The organism is uncultured Sphingosinicella sp. (assembly GCF_963974575.1).
Lineage (GTDB): Bacteria > Pseudomonadota > Alphaproteobacteria > Sphingomonadales > Sphingomonadaceae > Sphingosinicella.
The window spans coordinates 422,366-436,419 of the sequence record NZ_CAXBBQ010000001.1 but is presented as its reverse complement, the minus strand read 5'-3'; the positions used below and the strand labels follow the sequence as shown (position 1 = coordinate 436,419).

14 protein-coding genes are annotated in these 14,054 nt (G+C 66.7%); 8 read left to right on the top strand and 6 right to left on the bottom strand.

The window, feature by feature from the left end:
* Positions 1–368: 368 nt before the first annotated feature.
* The 4 genes from AAC014_RS02220 to AAC014_RS02205 all read left to right on the top strand — a co-directional run bounded on the left by AAC014_RS02220 (position 369) and on the right by AAC014_RS02205 (position 3,804).
* Positions 369–947 carry a TetR/AcrR family transcriptional regulator gene (locus tag AAC014_RS02220; RefSeq protein ID WP_339703671.1) on the top strand — a complete coding sequence of 193 codons (579 nt, stop codon included), beginning with the start codon at positions 369–371 and terminating at the stop codon, positions 945–947.
* Positions 948–1,056: 109 nt separating this feature from the next.
* Positions 1,057–2,016: an MBL fold metallo-hydrolase gene (locus tag AAC014_RS02215; RefSeq protein ID WP_339703669.1), complete on the top strand. Its 960-nt coding sequence runs from the start codon at positions 1,057–1,059 to the stop codon at positions 2,014–2,016.
* 4 nt (positions 2,017–2,020) lie between these two features.
* Positions 2,021–3,583 (top strand): FAD-dependent oxidoreductase, encoded by a 1,563-nt coding sequence (locus AAC014_RS02210; protein ID WP_339703667.1) that lies wholly within the window; start codon positions 2,021–2,023, stop codon positions 3,581–3,583.
* Positions 3,580–3,804: a DUF2783 domain-containing protein gene (locus AAC014_RS02205; RefSeq protein ID WP_339703665.1), complete on the top strand. Its 225-nt coding sequence runs from the start codon at positions 3,580–3,582 to the stop codon at positions 3,802–3,804. The genes AAC014_RS02210 and AAC014_RS02205 overlap by 4 nt, the downstream gene beginning before the upstream one ends.
* On the opposite strand, the gene AAC014_RS02200 is transcribed toward AAC014_RS02205, so the two are convergent.
* Complete coding sequence (locus AAC014_RS02200; RefSeq protein ID WP_339703663.1) at positions 3,755–4,189, bottom strand: Rrf2 family transcriptional regulator; 435 nt, start codon at positions 4,187–4,189, stop codon at positions 3,755–3,757. The two genes, AAC014_RS02205 and AAC014_RS02200, sit on opposite strands and share 50 nt — an antisense overlap.
* An 85-nt stretch (positions 4,190–4,274) precedes the next feature.
* On the opposite strand from AAC014_RS02200, the gene AAC014_RS02195 reads away from it, so the two are divergent.
* The 4 genes from AAC014_RS02195 to AAC014_RS02180 all read left to right on the top strand — a co-directional run bounded on the left by AAC014_RS02195 (position 4,275) and on the right by AAC014_RS02180 (position 8,433).
* On the top strand, positions 4,275–4,949 hold the full coding sequence (locus AAC014_RS02195; protein ID WP_339703661.1) for a response regulator transcription factor: 675 nt from the start codon (positions 4,275–4,277) through the stop codon (positions 4,947–4,949).
* Between the two features lie 3 nt (positions 4,950–4,952).
* Positions 4,953–6,326: an ATP-binding protein gene (locus tag AAC014_RS02190; protein WP_339703659.1), complete on the top strand. Its 1,374-nt coding sequence runs from the start codon at positions 4,953–4,955 to the stop codon at positions 6,324–6,326.
* Between the two features lie 107 nt (positions 6,327–6,433).
* Positions 6,434–7,687, top strand: coding sequence for a glycosyltransferase (locus AAC014_RS02185; RefSeq protein WP_339703658.1), 1,254 nt, complete (start codon positions 6,434–6,436; stop codon positions 7,685–7,687).
* Positions 7,684–8,433: a methyltransferase domain-containing protein gene (locus AAC014_RS02180; RefSeq protein WP_339703656.1), complete on the top strand. Its 750-nt coding sequence runs from the start codon at positions 7,684–7,686 to the stop codon at positions 8,431–8,433. Before AAC014_RS02185 ends, AAC014_RS02180 begins: the two co-directional genes overlap by 4 nt.
* 3 nt (positions 8,434–8,436) lie before the next feature.
* Here the strand turns inward: AAC014_RS02180 and AAC014_RS02175 are convergent, their stop codons facing one another.
* Genes AAC014_RS02175 through AAC014_RS02155 form a run of 5 tightly spaced genes read right to left on the bottom strand, consistent with a single transcriptional unit; the run spans position 8,437 to position 14,045 of the window.
* Positions 8,437–9,351, bottom strand: a complete 915-nt coding sequence (locus AAC014_RS02175; RefSeq protein ID WP_339703654.1) for a DMT family transporter — start codon at positions 9,349–9,351, stop codon at positions 8,437–8,439.
* Positions 9,348–10,556, bottom strand: a complete 1,209-nt coding sequence (locus AAC014_RS02170) for an ABC transporter permease (RefSeq protein WP_339703652.1) — start codon at positions 10,554–10,556, stop codon at positions 9,348–9,350. The genes AAC014_RS02175 and AAC014_RS02170 overlap by 4 nt, the downstream gene beginning before the upstream one ends.
* A 3-nt stretch (positions 10,557–10,559) precedes the next feature.
* A complete protein-coding gene (locus AAC014_RS02165; RefSeq protein ID WP_339703650.1) occupies positions 10,560–11,264 on the bottom strand; it encodes an ABC transporter ATP-binding protein in 705 nt (234 codons plus the stop codon).
* Entirely contained in the window at positions 11,254–12,627 is a 1,374-nt protein-coding gene (locus AAC014_RS02160; RefSeq protein WP_339703648.1) for an efflux RND transporter periplasmic adaptor subunit, read from the bottom strand. The genes AAC014_RS02165 and AAC014_RS02160 overlap by 11 nt, the downstream gene beginning before the upstream one ends.
* Positions 12,624–14,045: an efflux transporter outer membrane subunit gene (locus tag AAC014_RS02155; RefSeq protein ID WP_339703973.1), complete on the bottom strand. Its 1,422-nt coding sequence runs from the start codon at positions 14,043–14,045 to the stop codon at positions 12,624–12,626. The genes AAC014_RS02160 and AAC014_RS02155 overlap by 4 nt, the downstream gene beginning before the upstream one ends.
* Positions 14,046–14,054 lie beyond the last annotated feature (9 nt).

Genomic DNA, 14,054 nt, shown 5'->3' with positions numbered 1-14,054 from the left:
CCCCCGAGTGCCTCGGGAATAATGTGCTCGTCACCTAATCGCACACGATCACGCGAATAGGTAAGCGTCTTGCAGTATATGCAAACGCGTTGAGTTTCATAATAAAGTGACGGACGCCGTGAAGATGGGCGATAATCTGGATATCGCAATTTATTATGCCCACTCCAAATTTACATGCCCGCATATCCCTAAAAAACATATGACGTAAGATTGCGCCGATCAATACTCGTTGAGTAACGATTAATGGGGTTTGCGGCTATACGGCCGTAAGCGCGCCTTTACACATTTGCTCTTGAGAACCCGTTGCGAGGCCTGCGCCTACCGCCTAGACACGAGGGCTTCGGAACAACGAGACGAAAGGCGTACGCGTGGCCCGGACACAGGCGGCGGATTATGACGAGCGGCGGATGGCCGTGCTCGACAAGGCTGCCGAGCTTTACGCGCATTCGGGCTTTCACGGCTGCTCGATCGCCGACCTTGCCGCCGCGTGCGGCATGTCGAAGTCGCTGCTGTATCATTATTTCGCGTCCAAAGAGGACATCCTGTTCGAGATCATGGACGGGCACATCGGCGCGCTTGCCGAGGTGGCGGACGCGTATCGGGGCGAGGCCGATCCCGTCGCTCGGTTCGGCAAGCTGACGCACGGGTTCCTTGAGCTTTATGCCGACGCATCGGCGCGGCACCGCGTGCTGGTGAACGATCTCGACAAGCTTCCCGAGGAGCGGCGGCGCCACATCGTGGATACCGAGCGGATGCTTGTGGACCTTGTCGCGCACACCTTCGGCGAGATCGCGCCCGCGCTTTCCGAAAAGGACGCCCGCGTGCGCGCCATGCTCTATTTCGGCATGATCAACTGGTCTCACACATGGTTCCGCCCCACGGGCCGCTTTACCGTGGACGCACTCGCCGAGACGGTGATCGACCAGATGCTGGGCGGGTTGCGCTAACCGCGAGGCCCCCTTGTCATCAGAGCTGATGACAGACGCCGGCGCCCACCTCGTTTACACTGCGCCTCAAGGCCCGCGAACACAGCGCGGCACATGAGGAGGCTTACCCGTGGCAAAACCTTTCGCATCTTCGGCGGACACCGCCGAGAAGGTTGAAACGCTCGAAATCCTGGCGGACGGCGTTTACGCGCTAACCGCCGAGGGCGACCCCAATGTGGGCGCGATCGAGGGTGAGGATTTCGTTGTCGCCATCGAGGCGCGCGCGACGCCGGTCGCAGCGCGCGAATGGCTGGCGAAGCTGCGGCAGCACACCGACAAGCCGGTGAAATACCTGATCCTGACGCACTATCACGCGGTGCGCGTGCTCGGCGCAAGCGCCTTCGAGGCCGAGCATATCGTTGCGAGCGAGATGACGCGCAAGCTGATCGAGGAGCGCGGCAAGGAAGACTGGGCGAGCGAATTCGGCCGGATGCCGCGCCTGTTCAAGGAGCCGGATTCGGTGCCGGGGCTGACGTGGCCGACGCAGACCTTCACCGACACGTTCGAAATCGAACTCGGGGGAACACGCGGCAAGCTCGACCTCGCCTTCTGCGGGCGCGGGCACACGGCGGGCGACATCGTGGTGTGGCACGACAAATCGAAGACATTGTTCGCAGGCGACCTCGTGGAGGCGGAAGCCGCGCTCTACACGGGCGATGCCTTCCACATGGACTGGGCGGCGGGGACGCTCGACAAGGTGAAGGCCTATCGCGCCGAGAACCTGATCGGCGGGCGCGGGCGTGTTCCGCGCGGCCTTGCCGAGACCGACGCCGCGATCGAGCAGACGCGCGAATTCCTGAAGACCATGATCGACAAGGTCGGCACCGTGCACCGCGCGGGCGGCACGCTGAAGCAAGCATTCGAGGCGACGCACGAGGCGCTGTTCCCGAAATTCGGACGCTGGCCGATCTTCGAGCACTGCCTGCCCTTCGACGTGCAGCGGCTGTGGGACGAATTCGAGGGCATCGACTGGCCGCGCATCTGGACGATGGAGCGCGACCGCGAGGTTTGGGCGCAGCTTCAGGACTGACACCATGACGACAGCAATTCCGGTCCACCGCCCCATCGGCACATCGCCGGTGGGGACGGACGGCGAACACCTTGAAACACTCATCGTCGGCGCAGGCCCGGTGGGGCTTTCCATGGCGCTCGACCTCGCGCGGCGCGGGCGCAAGGTAACGGTGCTGAGCCGGCTGGACTTCATCGCGGCGGGCTCCAAAGGCATCTGCTATTCGAAGCGCAGCCTCGACATCTGGGACCGGCTGGGCGTGGGCCAGGCGATGGTGGACCGGGGCGTCGTGTGGAACCTCGGCAAGGTGTTCTGGGGCGAGAGCACGACACCGATCTATGAATTCGACCTGCTGCCGGTGAAGGACCAGCGGCGGCCTGCGTTCATCAACCTGCAGCAATATCATGTGGAAGCGATCCTGGTGGATGCGCTTCGTGCGTACCCCAACGTCGACATCCGCTGGGGGCACGAGGTGACCGCGCTCGATGCGCGCGCTGACGGCGTGAGCGTCACCGTGGAGGCGCCGGGCGGGCGCTATACTCTCAACACGGATTGGCTGATCGCGTGCGACGGCAACAAGTCCACCGTGCGCGGGCTCATGGGCCTCGATTTCGAAGGGCGCGTGTTCGAGGACAATTTCCTGATCGCCGACATCAAAATGAAGGGCGAGCACCCGGCCGAGCGCTGGTTCTGGTTCGACCCGCCGTTCAACCCCGGCCAATCCGCGCTGATGCACAAGCAGCCCGACGACGTGTGGCGGCTCGATTTCCAGCTCGGCTGGAACATCGACCGCGAGGCGGCGATGCGGCCCGAGAATGTCGAGCCGCTGGTGCGCGCGATGCTGGGCGACACGATCGAATTCGAGCGGGAATGGTACAGCGTTTACACCTTCCAGTGCCGCCGGATGCAGCGCTTCGTGCATGGGCGCGTGCTCTTCGCGGGGGACAGCGCGCACCTCGTGTCCCCATTCGGGGCGCGCGGCGCGAACGGGGGTCTAGCCGACGTCGACAACCTCGGCTGGAAGCTGGAACGCGTGTTGGAGGGCACGGCGCCCGAAAGCTTCCTTGAAAGCTACAACCATGAGGCGATCACGACCGCGGACGAGAATATCCTGAATTCGACGCGCTCGACCGATTTCCTGACGCCGAAATCCACCGCGAGCGCGGCCTACCGCGACGCGGTGCTGAGCCTCGCGGGCGAACATCCGTTCGCGCGGCCGTTCGTGAACAGCGGGCGGCTTTCGACGGCGGTGTCGTATCCCGCGAGCCCGCTTTCGACGCCCGATGAGGATGGAAATTGGGACGGCGTGGCGCCCGGCTCCCCCGCGCTCGATGCGCCGCACGGAGAGGACTGGCTGCTCGGCAAGCTCGGCGGCGGCTTCCGCCTGATCGCGAACGGCTGGAAGGGCGAGGCGCCCGTGCCGGTGATCGATGTTGAGGGCGAGGCGCTGATCGTGGACCGCTACGATCTTGCACCGGGAAGCGCCTGCCTGATCCGGCCCGACCAGTATGTCGCCGCGCGCTGGCGCACGCCCACGCCGCAGAAGATCAGCGCCGCGATCGCACGCGCCGAAGGAGCCGCCGCATGAGCCTTGAAACGAAGCCGAACGTCGCGCGGCCCGACGATATCTACGAGGCGCTGATCGCCGCGCAGGCGGGCATGAACGAGGCGGAAAGCCTGCACTTCTCGGCGCGGCTCATCCTGCTGCTCATCAACCAGATCGGCAATGACGCGCTGGTGAAGGACGCGATCGCGGCGGCTAGAGAGCCAGCTCCGACTCCGGCAGCGGGATCGGATCGGCGAGGGTAACGGTATCGAGGACGCGCGCGGTTTCGTCGCGCACCATCACCATCAGGCGGTGCAGGCGGCATTCCTCCTGCGTGACGCAGTTCTCGCAGGGCTTGTAGTCGAAACGGCTGGCGCAGGGTACGAGCGCCACCGAACCGCGCGTCAGGCGAACGATATCGCCGTAGCGCACGTCAACCGGTGGCACCGCGAGCCAGTAGCCGCCATCCGGGCCGCGCTTGGTGCCGACGATCCCGAGCCGGCTGAGCTCCGACAGGATCACGGTGAGGAACTTTTTCGGGATGTTCTGCGCGTCTGCAATGTCGACGAGCCGGATCGGCCCCTCGCCATAATGATCGGCGAGGTGCTGGAGCGCGCGAATTGTATACCGCGTCCGTTGAGAAAGCATGGTTCCCCCTATGATGCCGCAATAAGGCAATGCCGTGGCAGAGGGCAATTGACATGCTCGCGCCGCCTGCGTCTTGTCTCCCGCCATGCGGATCTTGCTGATCGAGGACGACGCGCGGGTCGCCGCCTTTGTGATGAAAGGCCTCTGTGAGGCGGGCCACATCGCCGAACATATCGCCGACGGGCGCGAGGGCCTCTACCGCGTGGCGGGCGAGGCCTATGACGTCGTGATCCTCGACCGGATGCTGCCCGGCGTCGACGGGCTCACCATCCTGCAGACGATGCGCGCCTCGGGAAACCGCACGCCGGTGATCATCCTCTCCGCACTCGGCGAGGTGGACGAGCGTGTGCGGGGGCTTCGCGCCGGATCGGACGATTATCTGACGAAACCGTTCGCGATGTCGGAACTGCTCGCGCGGATCGATGCGCTGGGGCGGCGGCCCACGGCAACGCCTTCAAAATCGACGCTCGTCGTCGCCGACCTTGAAATCGACCTCCTCTCGCGCACCGTGGCGCGGGGCGGCAAGCGCATCCCAATGAGCACGCTCGAGTTCCGGCTGCTCGAATACATGGCGCGGCACGCCGGGCATGTGCTCACCCGCACGATGATCCTGGAGGCGGTTTGGGACTATAATTTCGATCCCCAAACCAACATCGTCGACCAGCATGTCAGCCACCTGCGCCAGAAGATCGACAAGGGTTTCGACCCGCCGCTGATCGAAACCGTGCGCGGGGCGGGTTACAGCCTGCGGCGGCCTTAAGCTATGCAGCGCCCAACCTTCCACTTCACGCGCGGCATGACGTTCCGCCTCGCGCTCGCGTACAGCGCGTGGTTCGTGGTGTCGTACGCGGCGATGGGGGCGATCGCGTGGTGGATGTTCGTGACCGCGCCGCTTGCCGAGGTGCGGGCAACCGTTCTTGCCGAGGTGCGCACGCTCTCCGCTCTCCACGAAAAGCATGGCGTCGACGCGCTGGTCGATGCGCTCGACGTCCGCCGAGAGGGACCCTCCAGACGGCGAGCGTTTCACGCCCTTGTCGCGCCCGATGGCGATTGGATCACGGCCAACATGCCCGCGCCGCCACCGCTCGTTCAAAGCCCTTGGTTCCGCTTCGAGTTCGAAACTTTCGACGGCGGCATCGCCAGGGAAAACGAGGCCTACACCTATGAACGGCGCTTCGCCGACGGCACCCGCCTGCTGATCGCCCGCGACACTGAGGATGTCGACGAACGCGAGGAGCTGATCGGGCAGGCGATCGGCTGGGGCACCGCCGTGGCGCTGGCGCTGGGACTGATCGGCGGCGTGCTGACGAGCCGCGCGGTCGGCCGCCGCATCGATGCCATCGCGGGAACGGCGGAGCGCGTGATGGCGGGCGACCTCACCGGACGCGTGGCGCTTCGCGGCACGGGCGACGACTTCGATCACCTCGCCGAAACGCTGAACGCGATGCTGGACCGGATCGAGAACCTGATCCAGTCCGTCGCGCGGGTTTCGGACAGCATCGCGCACGAACTCCGCACGCCGCTCGCCCGGATTCGCGCGGATCTGGAGGAGCTGGACAGCGCAGACGATGCGGCGACCCGGAAAGCGCTGATCGCGCAGGCGAACGAAAGCGCCGCGCGCCTGCAATCGACATTCGACGCGCTGCTGCGCATCGCGCGCATCGAGGCCGGGCGTCACACGCTTGCGGCGGACAGTGTCAATCTTTCGGCGCTCGTCAGCGACGCCGCCGAACTCTATGCCCCCGCCGCCGAAGCCGGGCGCCTGCAACTCGATAGCGCCGTGGAGCCCGGAATCCGGGTTTGGGGAGACCGCGACCTGCTGTTCCAGGCCGTGACCAATCTGATCGACAATGCCGCGAAATACACGCCGGCCGGAGGTAGCGTGCGTGTCGCGCTCACTCGCGACGGAGCCGGCGCACAGATCAGCGTGGCGGACACCGGTCCGGGCGTCGATGCCGCTGACCTGCCGCGTATCACCGAGCGCTTCTTCCGCGCGCCCGCGCAGGCCGCCGCCGCCGGGCAGGGTCTTGGTCTCGCGCTCGTGGAAGCCGTGGCGCGTTGCCATCGTGCCGAGCTTGGATTCAGGAACCAGAACCCCGGTCTCACCGCGACATTGCGTCTGCCGCTCGCCAACTGAGCCTGCGCGCGGCGCGCGCAATCTGAACATGGACATATCCAAATGTTCGGCCGACACGGCCGCAATCTCTGCCGCGCAGGGGGTCTCCGTAGTTTTCGGAGACCGACATGCAGAGTGCAAGCGCCCTTCGCCGCGTGGAAACCGACACGTGGCTGCCGCTGCGCGCTTCCGTGCCCGTGCGACACAGCAGTGCGCCGGGCAAGGCTGCGGTTCACGTGGCGATCCTGGTTTATGATCTTCGCGCGAGCGGCGTGGTTCGCAACGCGCTTCGGATCGCACGTGCCGCGGCGGCCGCGGGACTTGCCGCCGAATTGTGGGTCGTGCGCAGCACCGGCGCCTTCGCGCAGGATACCGGGGGCATCCCCGTGCGCGTGATCGCAAACGGCAGGCCGCGTCTATCGCGCGCCGTCGACAGCATCGTCACGCTTCCCGCGCTCGCAGCGACAATTCGCCGGCTGCGGCCCGCGGTGCTGCTCTCTGCGGGTAACCACATGCACGCCTTCGCCTGCGCGGCGCATCGGTTTTCCGGCACATCTGAGACGCAGCTTATCGGCCGGGCGAGCAATGCACTCGCCGCCGCCACGCCGCCGAAGCGCACGGGGCCAGCTGCGCGGCTGATCCGGCGAAGCGCCGCCGCGCTCGAACGCGCGCAGTTCAGCATGATGGACCGGGTGATCGCGGTGTCGCACGAGCTGGGAGACGACCTGCAGCGGCACGGCGTGTCACCCGCGCGGCTTGCCGTGATCCCGAACGGAGTCGATGTCGATGCGATCGGACGCGCCGCAGAGGCGCCTATCGACCATCCGTGGTTCGCAGATGACGTGCCGCCAGTGGTGATTGCGGTCGGCCGGCTGAGCCCGCAAAAGGATTTCGCGACACTGATCCGTGCCTTCGCCGCCGCGCGGCAGGTGCGCCCGATGCGGCTCGTCATCCTCGGCGACGGCCCCGCCGCAGAGCGTGCCCGGCTGACGGCACTTGCCGGAACGCTCGGCGTCGGCGGCGATCTCTGGCTCGGCGGCTATCAGGCGAACCCGCACGCCTTCGTTGCGCGCGCAGCGCTTTCGGTGCTCTCGTCGCGCTGGGAAGGCGCGAGCAACGTGCTGATCGAAGCGCTTGCCTGCGGCACACCGGTTGTCGCCACCGCCTGCCCCACCGGTGTGCGCGAGGTGCTCACCGAACCCTGCGGCAGCCTGGTTCCAGTGGGCGATGACGCCGCGATGGCGCGGGCCATGCTGGCCCGGCTCTCCATGCCGCGCGGCACTGCGGCGTGCCGGGCGCGTGCCGCCGATTTCAGCCTGCGCACGATGATGGATGGATACGCCGAATATCTGCACGCTGCGGTTCTGGAGCGGGCGCAATGAAGCCCGAATATTCGAAGCAGTTCTACACGCGGCGTGCCGATCGCGCCGCGCGCTCCGCGCAGGCACTGGTGCCGCTCGTCGTCGACCTGATCGGCCCCTCGTCGGTGGTCGACATCGGCTGCGGCGACGGCATCTGGCTGAACGGTTTCCGCGCCGAGGGCGTGGAGACGGCGATCGGCCTTGACGGTCCATGGGTGCCCGCGCAAAGCCTGCGCATCGACGAGGCATCGTTCGTGCGTTTCGACCTCGGCAATGCACCGCTGCCGTTTCGGCCACCGCTGCCGCAAGCGCGCTTCGACCTCGCCATGTCGTTCGAGGTCGCCGAGCATCTCGACGAAACGCGCGCCGACGCCTTCGCGGACCTGATGGCTTCGCTTTCGGACACGCTGCTGATCTCCGCCGCCGCGCCGCATCAGGGCGGCACCGGGCATGTCAACGAGCGCTGGCCCGATTACTGGGCGGAAAAATTCCGCGCGCGCGGCTACCGGCCGTTCGATTTCCTGCGCTACGCGCTGTGGACTGACGCGCGCATCGCGCCCTGGTACCGGCAGAATCTGATCGGCTATTTCCGCGAGATCCCGGAGGCCGTGCAACGCTTCGGCGAGGCGTCGCTGCGCGGCCTGCTCGAACGGCCGCTACCGCTCTCCCACCCCGGCGTCCATGCCTACAAGCTCGGCAAGCTGCGCGGCTGGTTAACGCACCCGATTGCCACCGGCCTTGCGGAGTATCGCCGCCGCCGCGAATGATCTTCAGCGCAGGCCGCGTTTCGGCCCGCGCGCCAGGAACACCGAAACGCCGATGCCGCAGAGGATGAGCGCCATGCCCGCGAAATAACGCGTGCCGAGGGGTTCGCCGAGGAGGGCCGCCGCAAGCAGTGCCCCGAACACAGGCATCAGCGTGATCGACTGCCCTGCCTTCGCGGCCCCGATCATGCCCACCGCCGCGTTGAACAGGAAATAGGCGGCGAGCGAAGGGAACAGCGCGACATAAATGAACGCGCCGACGATCTCGGGCCGCCAATCGATGGCCGGCGCGTGCCGCCATTCGAGCATCGCGAGCGGCAGCATCGCAGCGACCCCGATGGCGAAGGTGACGGCGAGAAACGACAGGGCGTGCACATCGGGGCGAAGCCGCAAAAGGCTGGTGTAGATCGCCCACGCGACCACCCCCGCGAGAACGAGCGCATCGCCGCGCCCGAAGTGAAGGCGGAGCACCGAGGCGAAATCCGGGAACAGCACGACGCCGACGCCGAGGATCGAAAGCACGACGCCCACGACCTGCCACGCCGGCGCGCGCACCCGGAAGGCAAGCGCATCGATGATCAGCACGAGCGCCGGGATCGCGGCCTGCAAAAGGAGGCCGTTGGTCGCGGTCGTGTATCGCAGCCCCGAATACATGAACGCGTTGAACGCGCTGACCCCGACGAGCCCGAGGAACAGCACCGGGCGCCAGTGCCGCAGCAGCACCTCTCTATCCGCCGCGACATGGCGCAGCGCAAACGGCGCAAGCACAAGAAACGCGCCGAGCCAACGCCCGAAGGCCAGCGTGAACGGCAGGACATCGCCCCGCACTGCGCGCCCGACAATGGCGTTCCCCGACCAGAACAGCATGACAAGCACAAGCATCGCGTAAGCCCGAAGCTCGGCGCTACGGGCCGGCGTCATTCGTGGCGGAGCGCGTCGATGGGGTTGAGCGACGCCGCGCGCCGTGCCGGGAAATAACCGAAGACCACGCCGATTGCCGCCGAGAACATGAAGGCCAGCATATTGATCTTCAGGTCGAAGATGAAGGGCACCTGCATCAAGGGCGCGATCGCGAGCGACGCGAGCAGCGCGATGACGAGGCCGATGAGCCCGCCGAGGCACGACAGCACCACGGCTTCGACGAGGAACTGCAGCAGCACCTCGCGCGCCACCGCGCCGATGGCGAGACGGATGCCGATCTCGCGCGTGCGCTCCGTGACCGACACCAGCATGATGTTCATGATGCCGATGCCGCCGACGAGCAGCGAGATCGCGGCGACCGCGCCGACGATCTGCGTGAGGATCGTGGTGGTGCCGGTCAGCGTGTCCGAAATCTGCTTGGTGTCGAAAACGTTGAAGTTATCGGCATCCCCCGGCTTGATCTTGCGCCGTTCCCGCATCAGGTCTTCGAGCGAGGCCTGCACGGTCTGGGTATCATAGGCGTCGTCGACCGCGACCATGATCTGGCCGATGTCGCGGTTGCCCGTGAACCGCCGCTGCACGAACTTGATCGGCATGACGACGACATCGTCCTGATCCTGGCCGAAGCCGCCCTGCCCGCGCGTGCCGAGCACGCCGATCACCTGACACGACACGCCCTTGATCCGGAAGCGCTTGCCCAGCGGATCGGTCTGCCGGAACAGGTTGTTCTTCAGTGTGTTACCGATGATGCAGACGGGCTTACCCGCCTGCTCCTCCTCCGGCATGAACAGGCGGCCACCCGCGAGCGGCCACTGCTGCGCCTCGAAATAGGAGGCGGAGGTGCCGTTCACGGTCGTGTTCCAGTTGTTGCCTTCGTAGATCGCGGTGCCCGAGCTTTGCGCCATCGGCGCGACGGCACGCACGCCGGTGAGCTGGCTTGCGATCGCCGTGACATCCTCGGGCTTGAAATCGGGCGGGCGCGGCCCGCCGCCACCGCGGCCGAAGCCCTGACCGGGGCGAAGCTGCAGGATGTTCGCGCCGAGACTGGCGATCTGCTCGCGCACAGCGGCGGTCGCCCCGTTGCCGAGCGTCGTCATGGTGACGACGGCGGCGACGCCGATGATGATGCCGAGCGTGGTGAGGAACGAGCGCAATTTGTGGCGCATGATGGCGCGGAAGGCGAGCGTGATCGTGGTGCCGAGCATCGGTTACACCCCCGCCTTTCCGGTGTTCTCGACGCGCTCGACGAGGCCGTCGCGGAAATGCACGATCGTGCGCGCATACGCCGCCATGTCGGGCTCGTGCGTCACCATCAGCACGGTGATGCCGCTGCGGTTCAAATCGGTGAGCAGCTCCATGATCTCGAACGACCGCTCCGTATCGAGGTTGCCGGTCGGTTCGTCGGCGAGCAACACGTCGGGGCTCGTGACGATTGCGCGGGCGATCGCGACGCGCTGCTGCTGGCCGCCCGAAAGCTCGGCGGGCGTGTGATCCCACCACGGCTTGAGGCCCACCTTGTCGAGCGCCTCCATGCCGCGTTCGTAGCGTGTCCGCCGGTCCTCGCCGCGATAAAGCAGCGGCAGCTCGACGTTTTCGAGCGCGGTGGTGCGCGACAGCAGGTTGAAGCCCTGGAACACGAAGCCGAAATAGCGGCGGCGGAGCAGCGCGCGCTGATCGCGGTCCAGCATTTCGACGTGGTGCCCCCGAAACAAGTACTCGCCGCTCGTCGGCACATCGAGGCAGCCGAGGATGTTCATCGCGGTCGACTTGCCCGACCCCGACGGACCCATCACCGCGACGAAATCACCGCGCGTGATATCGAGATCGATGCTTTTCAGCGCCTGAAAGGCGGTCGCGCCGGTGCCGTAGGTCTTGCTGATCCCGCGCAGGCGGATGATCGGATCATCGGCCATTGCCGGCCTTTTCCGCCGAACGCCGGTTGCCGCGCGCAGGCGGCGCTTCCTGCCCGGCGACGAGTTGGCCGACGATGACCTTCATGCCTTGCTTGACGTCGCCGCTCAGGATCGCGGTGTTGGTGCCGTCGCTGTCGCCGACGACGACCTCGACCATCTTGGGCTGGCCGTCAGCATCAACGACATACACCGTCTGCGTGCTGCCCGCGCCGAAGCCCACCGACTTCTGTGCATTGCCGCCGCGCCGCGGGCGCATGACGAGCTGGCTGGTAAAGCCGCCGCCCTGCGACGCCCCCGACTGCGTCGACGGGTTGAAGCGCAGCGCAGCGTTCGGCACCAGCAGCACGTTTTCCACGCGGCTCGCGACGATATCCGCTGTCGCGGTCATGCCCGGGCGAAGCGTCTCGTCGCGGTTGTCGACGTTCAAGACCGCCGTGTAGGCGACGACGGCGGCCGTGCTGCTCGACGATGCGGACGAACTGCTGCTGCTGCTCGAACTGGCGTTCGAGCCGACGTTGACCCGCGTGACCTTCGCGGGAAAGCTGCGGCCGGGGAAGGCATCGACGCTGAAGTTCGCGCTCTGGCCGTCTTTCACCTGGCCGACGTCCGCCTCGTCCACCGAGACCTCGACCTCCATCTGCTTCAGATCCTCGGCGATGGTGAACAGCACCGGCGCGTTGAACGAGGCGGCCACCGTCTGACCGGGCTCGATATCGCGCGAGAGCACGACGCCCGTGACCGGGGAAACGATGCGCGCCTTCGAAAGATTGGTCTGCGACGACGAGAGCTGAGCCTTCGCGACCAGCACCTGCGCCTCTGCCGCGCGCAGGCTGGCGACGGCCTGACTGTGGCTCGCGCGCGCCGTGTCGAGCTCGGTCTTCGACGGGACGCGGCCACCCGAAAGGCGGAAGACCTCCTCCTGCCGATCGAGCGTCGCCTTAGCGAGCGCAGCGCTCGCCTTCGCCTGCGCGACGCTCGCTTCGGCTGATGCAACCTGCGCGCGCGACTGGGTGACCGTATCCTGGAGCCGCGAAGGATCAAGCTCGGCAAGCTGCTGGCCGCGCGTGACCCGGTCGTTTACGTCGACGAACACCTTGGTGATGAGACCCGACTGTTCGGAACCGACATCGACCTGATTGATCGGCTTCAGATTGCCCGTCGCCGAGACGGTGACGGTAAGGTCGCCGCGCTCAACGGGGCGCGTGTCGTATTGCGGCGCATCGTCGGAGAGGAAGCTGCGCACGACAATGACGAACAGGATCAGCGCCGCGGCGACGGCCGCATAGATCGCCCACTTGCGCCACGGCTTTTCCGGCTGCGCGCCGAGGAAATCATCGAGCGTCTGGGTGTTGGTGTCGTTCATTCGGGCTGCCATCCGTCAATCGGGTTCATTGTCTGCCATCCGCCGCCGAGCGCGCTGTAAAGCTGCGCCGCCGCGAACACTTCGTCGGCGTCCGCGTCGGCGAGGCCCTGCCGCGCCGACAGCAGCGACTGTTCGGCGCTGAGCAGCGTCCGGAAATCGGTGAGGCCTGCCTGATACTGGCTGCGCGCCAGAATGGCGCTGTTGTTCGCCGCATCATAAGCGTCGGTGAACTGCACCTGCCGTTCGCGCGCAGCGCGGAGCGCGACGAGCGCGTTTTCCACATCTTCAAGCGCACCGAGCACCGATGACTTGTAAGCCGCGAACGCGCCTTCCGCCGCCGCTTCCTGCGCGCGGACACGCGATGCCGTCGCGCCGCCATCGAAAATCAGCTGGCCGATCGAAGCGAACAGGCCGCCCGTGATGACGTCACCGAGACCGCCAAGCGAAAGCGCGCTGGTGCCGACGTCGCCGCTGATGCGGAGCGACGGGTAAAGCGCGGACTCCGCGACGCCGATGCGCGCAGTGGCGGCCGCGAGCACGCGTTCGGCCTGCCGCACATCGGGCCGCTGGCGCAGCGTATCGGCAGGAATGCCCACGGTGATCGCATCAGGCGCATCCGGGATCGGCGCGGCGGTCTCCAGCGCGCGCGTCGCCTCGCCTGGCGCATCACCGGTGAGCACCGCGATGCGGTTGAGCGAGCCTGCGAGGCTCTGTTCGATCGAGGGGATCGAGGCGCGGTTCTGCGCAAGCTGCGCACGCGCCTGTTCCTCGTCGAGCGACGAGACAAGACCCGCCTGCACGCGCCACCGCGCGATATCATAATTGTCCTCGACCGTTTTCAGCGTGTCGCGTGCGATACGCAGCCGCTCCTGCGCGAGGCGCGCGGTGACATAGTTGCTGACGGTTTCCGCGACGATCGCCGCGCGCACGTTCGCAAGGCTGTAGCCTGCGGATTGAAGATCCGCGCGCGAGGCTTCCACCGAACGGCGGGTGCCGCCGAACAGATCGATCTCCCACGACGCGTCGGCGCCGAGCGAGTAGCTGCTGCTGTCGGGCGAACCTTCACGGAAGTTGCGCCCGCCGCTGCCCGAAGCGCTGACCGACGGCAGGAAACCCGCCTGCGACTGCCGAAGCGATTCGCGCGCCTGACGAAGCCGCGACACCGCCTGCGCGATATCGAGATTGCTTTCCACGGCGCGCGCGACGAGTCCGTCGAGCACCGGATCATTGTAGACGCGCCACCATTCGGCAAGCGCGGCATCGCCCTCGGGCGCGGCACTGCCGTCGCTCCATGCCACAGGCACGCCGAGCGCGGTGGGGACAGGCGCCCGATAGTCCGGCCCGGCCGCACACGCGGCGAGCGCCAGCCCGGAAAGCAAGGGAAACAGCTTCTTCACGCGCACCTTTTCGATATTCAGCGGCAACGG